The following is a 16,482-nucleotide window of genomic DNA, read 5'->3' on the forward strand; positions in this document are numbered from 1 at the left end:
GGATAGAGGGCGCGGTGTTGTCATCATCGTCACCGCTGCGGACACTGCGGTCCATGGAGCACAGGTATCCGTTCGTCCCCTACGCGGCCGACCGTCTCGACGAGGCGGAGATGGTGCGCCGGGGCCGTGCCTTCTACGAGCACGTCGACCGGCGGCGCAGCGTGCGCTTCTTCAGCGCCGAACCCGTGCCGAGGGAGTGCGTCGAGCTGGCCGTCATGGCCGCCAACACCGCTCCGTCCGGCGCCCACCAGCAGCCGTGGAAGTTCGTGCTGATCGGCGACCCCGCGACCAAACGGCGGATCAGGCAGGCGGCCGAGGTCGAGGAGCGCCAGAACTACGAGGGCGGCCGACTGACCCCCGAGTGGCGGCAGGCGCTGGCGCCGCTCGGGACGACCTCCGACAAGGGCTACCTCGAGGTGGTGCCGTGGATCGTGGTGTGCTTCGCCGAGAAGTACGGCGTGCGCGCCGACGGCAGCAGGGTGAAGCACTACTACGTCAACGAGAGCGTGGGCATCGCCTGCGGCCTGTTCATCACCGCGCTGCACACCATGGGCCTGTCGACGCTGACGCACACGCCCAACCCGATGGCCTTCCTCAGCGAGATCTGCGCGCGGCCGGGCAACGAGCGGCCCTACATCCTGTTCCCCGTCGGCCACGCCGCGCCCGACGCGGAGGTGCCCGACCTGCGGCGGAAGCCGTTGGACGAGGCGCTGGTCCGCTTCTGAAAATTTGGGCCTTTTCCGGTTGTGCGAGCTTCTTCACTCTCGGTGCAGACGCCCGTCAAGCCTGAGGAGGCTGAAGGTGAGAAGTCGATTAGTCATCCTGCTGTCCGTTCTGGCCCTGATCTGCCTGACCGGCGTGACAGGGGCAGGGGCGAGCGCGGAACCGCCGCCCAACAAGCAGTACAGGGTGCAGGGGCCGGCCGACGCACGGGAGCGCAGCGCCGTGGCATCCACGGGCGCGGCGATCAACGAGGTGGCCGCCGACTCGGTGGTGGTGAGCGCGACCGCGGACGAGGTCGCCGCGATCAAACGGCTCGGCTACCGGGTCGTGGAGCTGCCGTCCCCGTTACCCCCGTCCGGTGTGCGGGCCGCTGACTTCCCTCCGTCCGACTCCGGCTACCACAACTACGCGGAGATGACCGCGGACGTGGACGCGCTGGTGGCCGCGCATCCGGCGATCGCCAGCAAGTTCGTCTACGGCACCTCCTACGAGGGCAGGCCGCTGATCGGCGTCAAGATCAGTGACAACGTGGGCTCCGACGAGGCCGAGACCGAGGTGCTCTTCACCGCCCACCAGCACGCCCGCGAGCACCTCACGGTCGAGATGGCGCTGTACATCATGCACCTGCTCGCCGAGGGCTACGGCACCGACTCGCGCATCACCGACCTGGTCAACACCCGCGAGATCTGGATCATGCCGGACCTCAACCCCGACGGCGGCGAGTACGACATCGCCACCGGCTCCTACCGGTCGTGGCGCAAGAACCGGCAGCCCAACTCCGGCTCCACGGCGATCGGCACCGACATGAACCGCAACTGGGGCTACAACTGGGGCTGCTGCGGCGGCTCGTCCGGTTCCCCCTCCAGCGACACCTACCGCGGCGCGTCGGCCGAGTCCACTCCCGAGGTGCGGGCGGTGGCCGACTGGGTGCGCGGCCGCGTCGTCGGCGGCGTGCAGCAGATCAAGTCGCACATCGACTGGCACACCTACAGCGAGCTGATCCTGTGGCCCTACGGCTACACCTTCAACGACACCGCGCCCGGCCTGACGCAGGACGACAGGGACGCGCACGCCACGCTCGGCCAGAACATGGCCTCCACCAACAGCTACACCCCCGAACAGGCCAGCGACCTCTACATCACCGACGGCACGATCGACGACTGGCTGTGGGGCGTCTACAAGATCTTCAGCTTCACGTTCGAGATGTACCCGACGGGGGCGAGCCCCGGCTTCTACCCGCCTGACGAGCAGATCGTCCCGCAGACCACACGCAACAAGGAGGCCGTGCTCCGCTTCCTCGAGTACTCCGACTGCGTCTACCGGATCATCGGCAAGGAGGCCCAGTACTGCGGCGCGGGCGGCGGGACCACGATCTACTCCGACACCTTCGAGAGCGCGACTGGCTGGACGGCGAACCCGGCCGGCACCGACACCGCGACGACCGGCCGGTGGGAGCGCGGCGACCCCGCGGCGACCACCTCCTCCGGCGCCAAGCAGCTCGGCACCACGGTCAGCGGCGTCAACGACCTGGTGACGGGGCCTCTGGCGGGCACGTCGGCGGGTGACTACGACATCGACGGCGGCGTGACCACCATCCAGTCGCCACCGATCACGTTGCCGGCCTCGGGCACGCTCAACCTGTCGCTGTCGTGGTACCTGGCGCACGGCTCGAACTCCTCCACCGCCGACTACTTCAGGGTGCGGGTGGTCGGCTCCACCACGACCACGGTCGTCAACCAGCAGGGCGCGGCCACCAACAGGAACGGCGCGTGGACGGTGGCGACCGCCAACCTGAGCTCGCACGCGGGCCAGACGGTCAGGATCGTCGTCGACGCGGCGGACGCCTCCACCGCCTCCCTGGTCGAGGCGGGCGTCGACGATGTGAAGATCACTCACACGCCGTAGCCGAGACCCGGTCACAGTCCCACCCCTTCCGGCTTCCTCGCAGGCCGGGAGGGGTGGTTTTTTGGGTCTTGTAAGGGATCGGTGTCAAGGCTACGATCGCGACAACTCTTAGGAAACTTTCCTAAAAGAAATCATGAAAGACGCCCCAACGGACCCTCGCACACCCCCCCACCCCCCGCACCCCACCTGCGACAACGGTCACGCTCCCCGCCCGGTCCCGCGGGGCAGCGCATCGCGCCGCGCCGTCCCGCCGGCCCGGGAGGTCGTCGCGCGGCGCGCCCTCGCCTGACTCGCCCTGACAGCCCATGCAAAGGGCGCGCACCCCCCGAAAAGAAGGAACAGCGTGAGATTACGCGCATCAGTGGTAGCCCTGATCACCCTCGCCTTCGCCTTGGTCGCCTCGCCCGCGCACGCCGCCGGCCTCACCGCCACCTTCGCCAAAGCCGCCGACTGGGGCTCGGGCTTCGCGGGCAGGGTCACCATCACCAACGGCACCTCCGCCCCCGTCTCCTGGAACGTCCAGTTCGACGTGCCGGCCGGCTACTCCATCCCGTCGGCCTGGGACGCCACGATGTCCCGGAGCGGCCAGCACTACACCTTCACCGCGCCCGGCTGGGCCGGCCCGCTGGCCCCCGGCGCCACCACGACCTTCGGATTCAACGGCAGCCCCGGCAACTTCCCCGGCATCACCGGCTGCACGATCAACGGCGCCTCCTGCGGCGGCGGCGAACCCCAGCCGGGCGTCCCCGGCCAGCCGGGACCGGCCACCGCCACCTCCACGACCTCGTCCATCTCCCTGTCCTGGGGTACGGCCGGCGGCACCGTCACCGGCTACCGGGTCTACGAGGGCACCACGCCGAAGACCACGGTGACGGGCACCAGCGCCACGATCACCGGCCTGGGCACCTGCGAGACGCACACCTACACCGTCAGGGCCTTCAACTCCGTCGGCGAGTCGGCCGGACGCGACGTCACCGGCACCACGGCCGGATGCACCGCGGGCCCGCTGCCCCGGCACTTCCTCACCGGCTACTGGCACAACTTCGTCAACCAGGCCGTCGAGCTGAAGCTGTCGGCCGTACCCGACGAGTACGACCTGGTCGCGATCGCCTTCGGCGAGGCCACCGCCACCCCGGGCGAGGTCGTCTTCGGCGTCGACCCCGGCCTGGCGACCGCCGTGGGCGGTTACACCGACGCCCAGTTCAAGGCCGACGTCGCCGCCCTCCACCAGCGCGGCAAGAAGGTCATCCTGTCGGTCGGCGGGGAGGCGGGCCGCGTCCAGGTCGCCAGTGCCGCCGCGGCCACGAAGTTCGCCGACACCGTCCACGCCATCATGCAGGCCTACGGCTTCGACGGCGTCGACATCGACCTGGAGAACGGGCTCAACGCCACCTACATGGCCCAGGCCCTCAGGTCGCTGCGGGCGAAGGCCGGCTCCGGCCTGATCATCACGATGGCGCCGCAGACCATCGACATGCAGTCGACGGGCGCCGAGTACTTCAAGCTGGCCCTGTCGATCAAGGACATCCTCACCGTCGTCCACACCCAGTACTACAACTCGGGCTCCATGCTCGGCTGCGACCAGAACGCCGCCTACTCCCAGGGCACCGTCAACTTCATGGTCGCGCTGGCCTGCATCCAGCTCGAGAACGGCCTGCGCCCCGACCAGGTGGCGCTCGGCCTGCCCGCCGGCCCCGGCGCGGCAGGCGGCGGCGTCGTCGCGCCGAGCCTGGTCAACCAGGCGCTCGACTGCCTCGCCAAGCGGACCGGCTGCGGCACCTTCGTCCCTCCCCGCGCCTACCCCGACATCAGGGGCGCGATGACCTGGTCCATCAACTGGGACGCGAGCAACAACTGGAACTTCGCCAAGACCGTCAAGCCCCACCTCCAGGGAATGCCATGAGACGCATGATGCTCGCCTTGCTGGCCGCCTTCGCCCTCGCGGTCACCGGCCTCGCCACCTCCACGCCCGCCGCCGCGCAGGGCGTCACGGTCGCCGCCTATCCCGCGTGGCAGGCCTGGACGTCGTACACCATCGGCACCCGCGTCACCCACGACGGCGTCGACTACGAATGCCTGCAGGCGCACACCTCGCAGCCCGGCTGGGAGCCGCCCAACGTGCCCGCCCTGTGGAAGACGGTCTCCGGCGGCGGAGACACCACCCCACCCTCGGTGCCGGGCGACCTGCGCGCCACGGGCAGCACCTCCAGCAGCGTCTCGCTGGCGTGGAACGCCTCCACCGACAACGTCGGGGTCAGCGGCTACAACGTCTACCGCGGCTCCACGCTGGTGACCACGGTCACCGGCACCACCCACACCGACACCGGCCTGGCCTCGGGCACCAGCTACACCTACACCGTCCGCGCCCGCGACGCGGCCGGCAACCTGTCGGCCGCCAGCGCCGCGGTCACCGCCGCCACCTCCGGCGGCACCGGGGTGCCCGGCCAGCCGGGCGCGCCCACCGTCACCGGCGCCACCGACACCTCGATCTCCCTGTCATGGGGCGCGGCCGGCGGTACGGTGACCGGCTACCGCGTCTACGAGGGCTCGACCCAGCGCGCCCAGGTCAGCGGCACCTCGGCCACGATCTCCGGCCTCGGCGCCTGCACCTCGCACACCTACACCGTCAGGGCCTACAACTCCGCGGGCGAGTCCGGCTCCAGCGCCTCCGTCACCGGCTCCACCACCGGCTGCCCGACCGGGGCCAGCATGCCCGGCGCGCCCTACCTCTACATGGGCTGGGGCAACCCGCCCAACCCCGGCACCGTCATGGACGCCACCGGCGTGAAGTCCTTCACCATGGCCTTCATCCTGTCCAGCGGCGGCTGCACCCCCGCATGGGACGGCAACCGGCCGCTGACCGGCGGCACCGACGCCCAGGCGATCTCCACGATCAAGTCGAAGGGCGGCAGCGTCCAGGTCTCCTTCGGCGGCTGGCAGGGCAACAAGCTGGGCCCGAACTGCTCGACCCCGCAGGCCTTCGCGGGCGCCGTCCAGCAGGTCGTCAACGCCGTCGGCCCCGCGGTCGTCGACTTCGACATCGAGAACACCGACGAGTTCGAGAACTACACCGTGCAGGACCGCATCCTGAACGGCCTGAAGATCGTCAAGCAGAACAACCCGAACGTCAAGGTCGTCGTCACCTTCGGCACCACCAGGACCGGGCCGAACGCCCACGGCGTCCGCCTGGTCAACCGCGCCAAGGAGCTAGCGGTCCCGATCGACAACTACACGATCATGCCGTTCGACTTCGGCGGCTCGGACATCTACACCGACACCGTCAACGCCTCCGAGGGCCTGAAGAACACGCTGAAGAGCGCGTTCGGCTGGACCGACGCCCAGGCGTACGCGCACATGGGCATCTCGGGCATGAACGGCCTGTCCGACCAGCAGGAGCTCACCACGCCCGCTACCTGGACCCAGATCACCACCTGGGCCAGGTCCAAGGGGCTGACCCGCCTGGCGTACTGGGCGGTCAACCGCGACCGGCCGTGCCCCGGCGGCGGCGTGACCTCCAACTGCAGCGGCATCGCCCAGACCGAGTGGGAGTTCACCAGGACCACCGCAGGGTTCTGATCCAGGCCCACCCCCGGCGCTCCCCCCTCCGGAGCGCCCCCCTGGCGCTCGCCCCTCCCGAGCGCCGGCCCGGCTCCCGTCCCGGGAGAGCTCGCCTCCTCTCCCGGGACGGGAGGCCGCACCCCCCACGCACCACGATCGAGGAACCGCACGCATGAACCTGAGCAAGCCCGCGGCCGCGGCCGCCCTCGCACTCGCCATGGCCGTGCTGCCCCTGACCCCCGCCCACCCCGTCGCCGCCGCCGGCATCACCGCCGGCCCCGCCACCGGCACGGCCGCCGGCCCCGCCGCCAACCTCGCCGCCAACCTCGCCGTCAACCCCGGCTTCGAGTCGGGCCTGGCCGGATGGACCTGCTCGCTGGCGACCACGGTCTCCAGCCCCGTCCACGGCGGCACCAAGGCGCTCCAGGGCAGCCCCGCGGGCACCGACTTCGCCCGCTGCGGGCAGACCGTCACCGTCCAGCCGAACACCGCCTACCAGCTGTCCGCCTGGGTGCAGGGCGCCTACGTCTTCCTCGGCGCCACGGGTACCGGCGTGAACGCCAGCACGTGGGGCGCGCCCGGCGCCACCTGGCGGCAGCTCACCACCTCCTTCTCCACCGGCGCGAGCACCACCGCCGTGACCGTCCACGTCAACGGCTGGTACGGCCAGGGCCCCTACCTGGCCGACGACGTCGTGCTCGACGGCCCGGGAGGAGGCGGCGACACCACCCCGCCCACCGTGCCGGGCAACCTGGCCGTCGGCGGCCCCACCAGCAGCTCGCTCACCGTCACCTGGTCGCCATCCACCGACGACTCCGGCACCGTCGCCCGCTACGAGATCTCCAGGGACGGCGCCGCCCCCACCCAGGTCACCGGCACCTCCCACACCGCCACCGGGCTCAACCCGGCCACCACCTACCGGTTCAAGGCGCGCGCCTGCGACCCGTCGGGCAACTGCTCGCCGTACACGCAGGAGGTCAGCGGGACCACCTCGACCGGCGGCGGAGGGCCGAGCAGCAGGATGATGGCCGGCTACCTGCACGCCTCGTTCGCCAACGGCTCCGGCTACGTCAGGATGGCCGACGTGCCCGCCGAGTGGGACTTCGTCAACCTCGCCTTCGGCGAGCCCACCTCGGTCACCTCAGGGGACATCAGGTTCGCCAGATGTCCGGTCGCCGAATGCCCCAACGTCGAGTCCGAGGCCGACTTCGTCGCCGCCATCAGGGCCAAGCAGGCCGCGGGCAAGAAGGTGCTCATCTCCATCGGCGGGCAGAACGGCCAGGTCCAGCTCACCACCACCGCCGCGCGCGACACGTTCGTCGCGTCGGTGTCGGCGATCATCGACCGTTACGGCCTCGACGGCCTCGACGTCGACTTCGAGGGCCACTCGCTCTACCTCAACCAGGGCGACACGAACCTGAGCAACCCCACCACCCCCGTCGTGGTCAACCTGATCTCCGCGCTGAAGGCGCTCAAGGCCAGGTACGGCGCGCGGTTCGTGCTGACCATGGCGCCCGAGACGTTCTTCGTGCAGCTCGGCCACCAGTTCTACGGGCCGGGCCCGAACGGCACCGCCGACCCCAGGAGCGCCTCCTACCTGCCGGTCATCCACGCGCTGCGCGACGACCTGACCCTGCTTCACGTGCAGGACTACAACTCCGGGCCGATCATGGGCCTGGACGGGCAGTACCACACGATGGGCGGGCACGACTTCCACGTGGCGATGACCGACATGCTGCTCGCCGGATTCCCCATCATGGGCAACGCCGGCAACGTGTTCCCCGCGCTCCGCCAGGCCCAGGTCGCCATCGGCCTGCCCGCCTCGCCCAACGCGGGCAACGGGTTCACCACCGTCGCCGAGGTCCAGAAGGCGTTCACCTGCCTGGCCAAGGGCACCGGCTGCGGCTCCTACCAGCCGAGGGGGGTGTACCCGAACCTGCGGGGCCTGATGGCCTGGTCGGTGAACTGGGACCGGCACAACGGCTTCGAGTTCTCCCGCTCGCACCGCCCGTACCTGGACGGCCTGCGCTGACGGTGTGCTGATGGGCCGGGGGATCGCGGGCGGGAGTCAGCCCTCCTGCCCGCGATGCCTGACCATCACCGTCGGCTTCACGTGATGTCCCGAGCCCGGCGGCCGGTAGATGGGCAGCGCCTCGCCGTACTCGTGCATCCAGTCATGGTCGACGAGCGTGTGCATGCGGCCCGTCAGCGTCAGCCACGGCATGCCCTCGGGCCGTACGGCCGGCCCCGGCACGGCGGCCAGCAGCGCCGCCGTCTCCGGGTAGTTGCGCTCCACGACGCGGCCGCCCACCATGTCCCTGCGCCTGCCCAGATGGTCGACCGACAGCTTCGCGAACGTCTCGGCCAGCAGCCCCACGTCGGGCAGCGGCACGTCGGCGTACTGGGACGGGCCCACCAGCAGGTCCAGCTTCCCGTTGACCAGATGGTGCTCGAAACACGGGTCGGCCAGGTCGCCGTGCGCGAGCGTCAGCACCCTCGGCCAGTTGCGCGGGTCGTCAGGCTCGTCGCAGGCGCGGCGCCCCGGGTCGCCGTCCGGGTCGAGCGGGTTGCGGTCGTACTCGGGCGACATGTGCAGCCACCCCTCGCGCACCGCCTCGGCCAGCACCGGCCACGGCGCCCGGTCGTTGAACAGTCCCTCGCCCAGCTGCCAGGACAGCATGCCCACGTCGGTGCAGTCGTAGCGCCACCGGTCGGCGTGCAGGTAGAAGTAGAGCCCCGTCTCCACCACCCGCTCGCTCTCGGCCCGCGGCCCGCCCCAGCCGCCGCCGCGCACCCCGGCCGAGCCCGTCAGCACCAGCAGCGCGAGCATCGCCCGGTGCGCGGTGTCGGCGTGCTCGGTGCCCAGCCGCCCCGGCATGATCATGCACCTGCCGCCGGTGCGCAGCGCGGTCTCGGCCAGCTCGCGGGCCACCTTCAGCGCCCGCGCGGCGCTGACACCGGTGATCGGCTCCTGCCAGCCCGGCGTGTACGGCTCCCGCGTGTCGTCGTAGCCGGCCGGCCAGGCGCCGGGAAGCCCGTCACGCGCCACGCCGTACTGGGCGAGCAGCAGGTCGTAGACGGTCGTGACCACATGGTCGCCGACCCGCATGACGGGCACGCCTCTGCGCAGCACGCCCGATCCCTCGTCGAAGCGGGGGAGCAGCAGCTCGACGCCGTCGCCGGCCGTGCCGTACACGGTGAGCGCCGGGTCGGTCTCCAGCGTCAGGTTCCAGCGGGCGGGATCGCGGCGCAGGCCCAGCGACCCGTTCGGCACCACGGGGGCGCCGTCGCCGTCGAGCAGCACCGTCTTCAGCGCGGCGGTGGGCGAGGTGTCGCCCAGGTCGGCGGCGGTGAGGAAGCGGTGGGCCACGTAGCCGTCGGCGCGCTCGCGCAGCCGCACGAGGAACGGCAGGTCGGTGCGCTGCTTGGCGTGCTCGGCGAACGCCGGCCGCTCCAGGTGGAACTCCTTCAGCAGCACGTGCCCCATCGCCATGGCGAGCGCGGCGTCGGTGCCCGAGCGCACCACGACGGTCTCGTCCGACAGCCGCATGGGGTGGCTGCCGATCGCGACCACCTTCTGCCCCGGGTAGCGCCCGGCCACCAGCCAGTGCGTGTCGGGCGAGCGGATCGCGCGGTCGTTCTCGCCCCACATGACCGCGTAGGCGGCCTGCTCCCAGTCGGCCGGCTCCGGCACCTCCGAGCAGGGGCCGAAGACCTGCGCGGCGACCAGCGGCTGGTCGAACAGGACCGTGCCGCCGATCAGGCCGACGAACCTGGCGATCATGGAGGTGGAGTGGGCGGCGACCCGATCGGGGCCGTAGGCGGCGATCGTGTGCACGTGGGCGGCGGCGACGATCTCGGCGACCTCGTCGTCGCCGAGCGGTGCCACCTCTCCGCCCCTGCCGCGCTGGTAGGCCTGCCGTACCTGTGGATTGGCTGTGAGTTGCGCCCAGGCCGCGACAGGGTCGGCGACCCTGCCTCTCGCCTCCCGGTAGAGCCCGACCAGCAGCGCGTTGCCCCGTGATCCCCCCATGCTTCTCATTGAACACACTGAGTGACGATCCGGGGTGCTGCGACCCGCCTTATGGGTGGCAGTACCTCCGATCGTGAGGCAGGCTAGGAGCCGCCATGGACTACGCAGTGCTCACGGGGATCGTCCTCGTCTCAGGTGTCGTGTTCGCTCTCATCGCGCAGTGGCGTGACTGGCGACCCCCGCTCTGGCTCGCCCTCGCGGTGGGCATCGGGGTCCGCGTGCTGATCATGTACACGTCTGCGATCGACACCTGGCAGCCTGTCGACTTCGTCAACAGCTTCAAGCCGGCCGGCGAGGCGGTACTCAACCGGCAGGACCCCGTCCTGGGCAGCAACGGCGGGTGGCACTTCCTGCCGACCATCCCCTACGTCTACGGGATCCTCCTGTGGCTGGGCATCCCCTGGGAGTACGCGGGCCGCCTGGTCACCGTGGTCGCCGACATCGTGCTGATCCCGCTGGTCGGAAAGCTGGCCGGCGGCCCGCGCGCGTCTCTGCGCGCCTTCCAGTACGCGCTCAACCCGCTGGCGCTCCTGGTCGCCTCCGTCCATGGGCAGGTCGAGCCGGTCGCGCTGGTGTTCGGCGTGGCGGCCTTCGTGGTGGCGCGCGGTCCCGGCCAGCCCGACCGGCACGGCTTCACGATGACGGTCCGCGAGGCGGTCGCCAGATTCGACCTGCGGAAGGTCCTCACCTTCCGGGCCGCCGAGGCGCCCGCCTACCGCAGGGCGATGTGGGCCGGCCTGCTGATGGGCCTGGCGCTGTGCGCGAAGAGCTGGCCGATCTGGCTCATCCCCGGCATGGTCCTGCTGCTGCCGAACTTCAGGGCGCGCCTCATCGGGCTGGCCGCCACCGGCGTCCCGCCGGTGTTCTTCCTCGTCACGCTGCCGATCTTCGCGGGCACCTCGCTGGCCGACATCCCCAAGGTGATGGACGTCATGAGCGACATCCGGCCGATCGTCGGCGAATGGGGCTGGACGGCGGTGCTGGTCGGCGGCGACTGGACGCTCCACTCCGCCTACGCCAAGATCGGCACCTACCTGATCTACGCGACCGTCCTGGCCGTCTGCTGGGTGTGGCGCAAGGCCGACCCCGTCGACATGACGACGGCGATCCTGCTGGCCTTCATGGTCGTCACCCCGCGTCTCGGCGCGCAGTACCTGCTGTGGTTCATGCCGTTCCTGGTCGCCAGGCCCACCCGCTTCGCCTGGCCGGCCATCCTCGGCACCTCGCTGTGGGCCGCGATCGGCTACCTCTGGATGAGCCAGAGCTGGTACGTGTGGTCGTCCTGGCATCCCGGCTGGGCCATGGCCTCCATCGTGCTGCTGCCCGTGCTGGCCGTCGCGCTGCCGTGGGACCGGCGGACCTCCGTCGCCGTGCCGGCGACCGCGACCCGGACCACCCCGGCCAAGCCCGACGCGGCGGGCGTCACCGGCTGACACCGTGCCGCCCGACCGTCACCGGCTGACACCGTGTCGCCCGGCCGACACCGGACGGCCTCACTTTCGCCCGACCGTCACCGGCCTCGCTTCCGCCTGGCCGTCAGTGGCTGACCGCCTTCAGGCGGGCGTCACCGGCTGACCAGCCGGCTCGGGGTGTGGGCGGGCGGCGGCCGGACCGCCGCCCGCCCGGTGCTCAGCGGTGCAGGCTGGCGTGGAGCGTCACCCACTGGTCCGGGTGAACGAAGGCCACGACCGTGTCGCGGGCGATGCCCGCCCGGTCGAAGGCCGCGGCCACCCCGCCGCCGAAGTGTCGCGACAGCGTGGCGAACAGCGAGCCGCCCACGCCGGAGAAGCCCACCTCCACCAGCTCCTGCCACGCCCCGCCGTCGTCGACGAGCGGCGCGGGCCGGCGCTCGATGCGCAGGATCGCCGAGTCGACCGACGGGACGGGCCTGAAGCTATCCCTGCCGATCCGGCCGACCAGTTCCCACGAGAACCACGGCCAGCTCTCGACGGTGAGCAGGCTCCACCTGCCGTAGTCGCCGCTGCGCTTGCGGGCGTACTCCAGCTGGGTCAGCAGGGTCGCCGACGTCAGCTCGGGCGCCCGCAGGCACCAGTCGACGATCTTGGAGGTGATCCCGTAGGGGATGTTCCCCACGACGGCGAACGGCTGGTCCGGCGGCCGCGTCGCGGTGAAGTCACCCCTCACGATCTTGAGCTTGGTCCTGGCCCTGAGTTTGGCCACCAGCAGTGGGTCGATCTCGTACCCCACGACCTCGGCGCCCGCCCGCGCCAGCGCCGTCGTGAGCACCCCCTCACCCGCGCCGGGTTCGAGGACGAGACCGCTCGGTCGGGCCGCCTTGACGATCAGGTCGACGGCGTTCCGATCCACCAGGAAGTTCTGCGACAGCTCGCGCCGCGCCCGATCTCTGGGCGTGCGACCGCCACCGTTGTTCCTGACCTTCTTCTGGGTGTGTGAATAGTTTCCGTGCGCGAAGTTCTGCGCCACAGCAAAAGCCCTTTCGGGTCCTCGAGACGAAGGGGATCTCGACGGGCCCTGGGCTCGCGATCTACGAAGCTAGCGAGCCAGAGCCCGGCCGCTGCGCAGACGCATGAAACAGATGCATGACATGCCAGCAGGCTAAGGAAGCCGGCCGGAGATTGCGACATGTTTTTCGGGGCGGGGCGGCTGCCGTACCGGCCGAGGGGCCGACCCGCCGGTCGGCCGAGCCCGCGCTCGCCGGTCTGCCGTGCCCCTCCCTACCGCGGCCCTCTGGCATGTCGCTCTGGGACGCCGCCTATGGCGTGATGACAAGCCGGACGAGATGCCCATGCGTGGCGTATCCGGGAGGATCACCCGGCAGCACGCCCGTCACGCACTCGAAGGTGTCCGTGCCGCACTGCCGGACGAAGAACGACGGCTCGGCGATCGCGGCCAGCAGCCTGATCGCCGCCCGGTGCGCCTCGATCCCCTCCAGTGGCTCGTCGGGACGGGCGGCCACCTCGTAGACCCCGCCCTCGACCAGCCGCTCAGCCACCACCCGCCAGCCGGGGACGGCGCGCAGGTGTGGCAGCAGGTGCGCGTCGGGGTCCTCGGTCACCCACCCGTCCCGCGCCATGACCGCCGCCAGGTCCTGTACGGCAGGCCGCATCGCCGAGGCGTCGCCGACCCCGGTGAACCGCTCGTCGTCATCCCATCGCCGCTGCTCCATGCCGGTGATTGTCGCCGCCGCAGCGAGGTTTCCCAAGAGCCGGCGCGGCCGATTCCTACAAGCTCCGGCCGGCCCGCCCGCCGTAGGGTCGACGGCATGGAGAACAGCCCGGAGCGCTACATCCAGCTCAATGCCCGCCTGCTCGACAGGCTCAGGTACGAGGCCCTCTTCAAGGGCGGCTCGAAGGAACGGGTCCTGCGGGCGTTGCGCGCGTACCAGAACCCCGACGGCGGGTTCGCCCACGCGCTGGAGCCCGACCTGCGCGGTTCCACCAGCCAGCCGGAACCCGTGGAGATGGCGTTCTGGATCCTCGACGAGCTCGACGCCTTCGACGACCCGATGGTGGCCGCCGCGTGCGACTACCTCGTCTCGGTGACGGCGGACGACGGCGGCGTGCCGTTCGTGCTTCCCAGCGGGGACGAGGCGCCGCACGCGCCGTGGTGGCGGACCGACGCCGACCCGCCCGGCGACCTCATCCCGACCGCCTCCATCGCCGGGCTCCTGCACAAGCACGGCGTCGCCCATCCATGGCTCGGGCCCGCGACATCGTTCTGCTGGAACGCCATCGCCCGGATCGAGAAGACGACGCCGTACGAGGCGCGCGCGGTCGTCACCTTCCTCGACCTGGTCGACGACGGCGAGCGGGCACTGGCGGAGTTCGCCCGGCTCAAGGACTCGATCCTGGCGGTGGTGTCGCTCGACCCCCACGCCGGCGGCGAGGCGCACTTCCCCCTCGACTTCGCGCCCGCCCCGATGCGACGGCTGCCGCTGTTCACGGACGAGACCGTCGCACGGCACCTCGACGCGCTGCTGGAGACCCGGACGCCCGAGGGCGGCTGGGAGCCCGACTTCCTCATGTGGACGCCCGTCGTGCGGCACGAGTGGGGCGGGCATCTGACGCTCGCGCGCCTCAACACGCTGCGCGCCTACGGCCGTCCCACCCCGTGACCCGGGGAGTGCGGGCCTGCGGTCAGCCGCCGTCCGTGGAGGAGGCGGGTGGGGGAGCCAGCAGGCGACTCATGGAGACACCACTCAACCGCTTGACGTCGTGGGCGAGGTGCGCCTGGTCGGTGTAGCCGCTCTCGGCGGCCACCCGTGCCAGCGGCACCCCCGACCTGGCCATGCGCAACGCCCGCTGGAACCGCACGATCCGCTGCAGCACCTTCGGCGCGTAACCGAACGCCGCCACCGCGCGCCGATGCAGGTGACGCTCGCTCAGCCCGAGATCCCACGCCACCTGCCGTACCGAGGAGCACTCGCGCAGCGCCACCGCGATGGCGGGCGCGGCGGGGTCGGGCGGCGGCGTGGCGCGCAGCCGTACGGTGAGGTCCTCCAGCGTGAGGTCCGCCGGCAGCCCCAGCTCCTCGAACGGGATCCGGCCGTCGCGCAGCTCCTCGACCGGCACGCCGAGCGCCCCGCCCAGCGCGCCCGGCTTGAACCTGATGCCCTGGTAGGCGTCGCCCGCGCGCATCCGCACCGGCATGGGGCCGGTGTCGGGGCCGGCCACGTGCGGGCCGTCGGGACCCCAGATCAGGTCGACGCACGCGTCGGGCACCACCAGCTGGACGCCCTCCTCGGCGCTGTCCTGCGCCCAGAGGCAGGCGACCCGCGCGGCGAGTGCCACCCCCGGAGCGCGTTCGACGTACATGGAACCCACGCTAGGCGCCGGGGCCGACACTTTCGCCGCCAGGAGGGCCGGCCCCGGCCCGGCCGGTGCCTGCCGTACTCGACGCGGGCTCGGGAACGGGTGCCGGGGTGGCGTCGCCGGAGATGAGAGCCGCCGCCCACCGGGCGGCGGGATCGCTGTCGATCAGCACGGCCCGCGTGAGCAGGCTGAGCGGGATGGCGAGCAGCGCGCCCAACGGCCCGAGCACGAACGTCCACACGATCAGCGACAGCAATGTCATCGTGGTCGACAGGCCGACCGCGTCCCCCAGGTACTTCGGCAGGATGAACGACTGGAACACCACGTTGATCACGCAGTAGGCGACGATGACGAGGATCATCTGCTGCACACCGCCGTCGAGCAGGGCGAGGAGCGCGGGAGGCACCAGTCCGAGCACGAAACCGATGTTCGGGATGTAGGTGGTGATGAGCGCCAGGACACCCCACAGCAGCGGTAGCGGCACGCCGAGGAGCGCCAGCGCGACCACGTCGAGCGTCGAGCAGATGAGGCCGAACACGGTGGAGACGACCAGGTAGCGCCGGGTCCTGCCGGCGAACGTGGTCAGCGCGGTGACCAGCGCCGGGCTGCGCTCGCTGCCCGAGGCGAGGATCTTCGAGGTGATCGGCGCGTCCAGCGACATCGCCAGCAGCAGCACCACCATCAGGAACAGGCTGGACAGCACGCTCAACAGGCCGGTCAGCAGCGTCTGCACGAAGCCCAGCACCTTGCCGGGGTCGAACGCCCGCAGGGCCGAGGCGAGCTGCTCCTCGCCGAACCCCTGCCGGGCGGCGAAGCGCTGCGCCTCGGCCAGGAGTTCCTGGAACTGCGTGGCGTAGGTGGGCAGGATCGTGGCCAGCTGCATGACCGACACCGTCAGCACCGCCACCATGCCGAGCAGGACCAGCACCACGATCAGGAACGGCACCGCCACCTGGATCCACGCGGGCATGCCCCGCCCGCTCAGCCACGAGCGCACGGGGGAGACCGCGATCACCAGGACCAGGGCCAGAATCACGGGGCCGGCGATCAAGGAGACTTCGCGCAGTCCGAACAATGTGACGACCGCGCTCGCGGCCGTCACCAGGACGATCAACGCGCGTGGCGCAGGGTGATCACTCACCCGTGGTTCATACCCATCAATACCGGTTTGTTACGGCAAGACGGGATGTGTTGGCGCACATGGCGGTGCGTTGATTTGACGGGGGACGGAGTCGTACATAGAGTTCACCAGTCCCACCCAGTCGGCGTTGATCGTCGGCTGTCCGGGGGAAACCTCCTCAAGCGCATCCTTGCCGGTGGTCGTCATGTCCGTCGGCGGGTCCGGTTCGACAGGAATCGGATGCGGGAGTAGTTTTGAGGAGTCGCCCGGAAAAAGATGGGGCGGTCGAAATTCTCGGCAGGTTTCGCGAAAAGAGTCAATTTGACTCGGATCGCGGGGGCTGAAAGAAT

12 protein-coding genes and 1 pseudogene are annotated in these 16,482 nt (G+C 71.0%); 7 read left to right on the forward strand and 6 right to left on the reverse strand.

The annotated features are described in order from the left end of the window. Positions 1-53: 53 nt before the first annotated feature. The 5 genes from ACWEVS_RS29575 to ACWEVS_RS29595 all read left to right on the forward strand — a co-directional run bounded on the left by ACWEVS_RS29575 (position 54) and on the right by ACWEVS_RS29595 (position 8,218). Positions 54-725 carry a nitroreductase family protein gene (locus ACWEVS_RS29575; RefSeq protein WP_449929453.1) on the forward strand — a complete coding sequence of 224 codons (672 nt, stop codon included), beginning with the start codon at positions 54-56 and terminating at the stop codon, positions 723-725. A gap of 76 nt (positions 726-801) precedes the next feature. Then, positions 802-2,628: a M14 family metallopeptidase gene (locus ACWEVS_RS29580; protein WP_452554171.1), complete on the forward strand. Its 1,827-nt coding sequence runs from the start codon at positions 802-804 to the stop codon at positions 2,626-2,628. A 343-nt stretch (positions 2,629-2,971) separates the two neighbouring features. After that, the gene (locus tag ACWEVS_RS29585) at positions 2,972-4,531 is read left to right on the forward strand and encodes a chitinase (protein WP_452554172.1); all 1,560 of its coding nucleotides are present in this window, start codon (positions 2,972-2,974) and stop codon (positions 4,529-4,531) included. A gap of 5 nt (positions 4,532-4,536) precedes the next feature. After that, positions 4,537-6,204, forward strand: a complete 1,668-nt coding sequence (locus ACWEVS_RS29590; protein ID WP_452554173.1) for a fibronectin type III domain-containing protein — start codon at positions 4,537-4,539, stop codon at positions 6,202-6,204. A 154-nt stretch (positions 6,205-6,358) separates the two neighbouring features. Then, entirely contained in the window at positions 6,359-8,218 is a 1,860-nt protein-coding gene (locus tag ACWEVS_RS29595) for a chitinase (protein ID WP_452554174.1), read from the forward strand. Positions 8,219-8,968: 750 nt separating this feature from the next. On the opposite strand, the pseudogene ACWEVS_RS29600 reads toward ACWEVS_RS29595, so the two are convergent. Then, a pseudogene (locus tag ACWEVS_RS29600) lies at positions 8,969-10,228 on the reverse strand (molybdopterin-dependent oxidoreductase); the annotation flags it as partial. Positions 10,229-10,314: 86 nt separating this feature from the next. Here ACWEVS_RS29600 and ACWEVS_RS29605 point away from each other — a divergent pair. After that, the gene (locus tag ACWEVS_RS29605) at positions 10,315-11,652 is read left to right on the forward strand and encodes a hypothetical protein (protein ID WP_449929443.1); all 1,338 of its coding nucleotides are present in this window, start codon (positions 10,315-10,317) and stop codon (positions 11,650-11,652) included. A gap of 196 nt (positions 11,653-11,848) precedes the next feature. Here the strand turns inward: ACWEVS_RS29605 and erm are convergent, their stop codons facing one another. Both erm and ACWEVS_RS29615 read right to left on the reverse strand, forming a co-directional pair. Beyond that, on the reverse strand, positions 11,849-12,664 hold the full coding sequence (erm, locus tag ACWEVS_RS29610) for an ErmE/ErmH/ErmO/ErmR family 23S rRNA (adenine(2058)-N(6))-methyltransferase (RefSeq protein WP_452554175.1): 816 nt from the start codon (positions 12,662-12,664) through the stop codon (positions 11,849-11,851). Positions 12,665-12,953: 289 nt separating this feature from the next. Further along, complete coding sequence (locus ACWEVS_RS29615; RefSeq protein ID WP_452419345.1) at positions 12,954-13,367, reverse strand: hypothetical protein; 414 nt, start codon at positions 13,365-13,367, stop codon at positions 12,954-12,956. A 96-nt stretch (positions 13,368-13,463) separates the two neighbouring features. Between ACWEVS_RS29615 and ACWEVS_RS29620 the strand changes: the two genes are divergently transcribed. Next, positions 13,464-14,315 carry a hypothetical protein gene (locus ACWEVS_RS29620; RefSeq protein WP_452554176.1) on the forward strand — a complete coding sequence of 284 codons (852 nt, stop codon included), beginning with the start codon at positions 13,464-13,466 and terminating at the stop codon, positions 14,313-14,315. A 22-nt stretch (positions 14,316-14,337) separates the two neighbouring features. Here the strand turns inward: ACWEVS_RS29620 and ACWEVS_RS29625 are convergent, their stop codons facing one another. The 3 genes from ACWEVS_RS29625 to ACWEVS_RS29635 form a co-directional block, all read right to left on the reverse strand. Further along, positions 14,338-15,015, reverse strand: a complete 678-nt coding sequence (locus tag ACWEVS_RS29625) for a helix-turn-helix domain-containing protein (RefSeq protein WP_449929438.1) — start codon at positions 15,013-15,015, stop codon at positions 14,338-14,340. Between the two features lie 10 nt (positions 15,016-15,025). After that, entirely contained in the window at positions 15,026-16,153 is a 1,128-nt protein-coding gene (locus ACWEVS_RS29630; protein WP_452554177.1) for an AI-2E family transporter, read from the reverse strand. Between the two features lie 30 nt (positions 16,154-16,183). Further along, positions 16,184-16,482, reverse strand: a 299-nt coding sequence (locus tag ACWEVS_RS29635; RefSeq protein WP_452554178.1) for a hypothetical protein, incomplete at its 5' end; no start/stop codon positions are given.

The organism is Nonomuraea sp. NPDC003754 (genome assembly GCF_053605785.1).

Bases quoted from the DNA above. Each gene is read 5' to 3' on its own strand.
- ACWEVS_RS29605 (WP_449929443.1), top strand. From the start codon at position 10,315: ATGGACTACGCAGTGCTCACGGGGATCGTCCTCGTCTCAGGTGTCGTG.
- ACWEVS_RS29625 (WP_449929438.1), bottom strand. From the start codon at position 15,015: ATGTACGTCGAACGCGCTCCGGGGGTGGCACTCGCCGCGCGGGTCGCC.
- ACWEVS_RS29590 (WP_452554173.1), top strand. From the start codon at position 4,537: ATGATGCTCGCCTTGCTGGCCGCCTTCGCCCTCGCGGTCACCGGCCTC.
- ACWEVS_RS29615 (WP_452419345.1), bottom strand. From the start codon at position 13,367: ATGGAGCAGCGGCGATGGGATGACGACGAGCGGTTCACCGGGGTCGGC.
- ACWEVS_RS29620 (WP_452554176.1), top strand. From the start codon at position 13,464: ATGGAGAACAGCCCGGAGCGCTACATCCAGCTCAATGCCCGCCTGCTC.
- ACWEVS_RS29595 (WP_452554174.1), top strand. From the start codon at position 6,359: ATGAACCTGAGCAAGCCCGCGGCCGCGGCCGCCCTCGCACTCGCCATG.
- ACWEVS_RS29575 (WP_449929453.1), top strand. From the start codon at position 54: ATGGAGCACAGGTATCCGTTCGTCCCCTACGCGGCCGACCGTCTCGAC.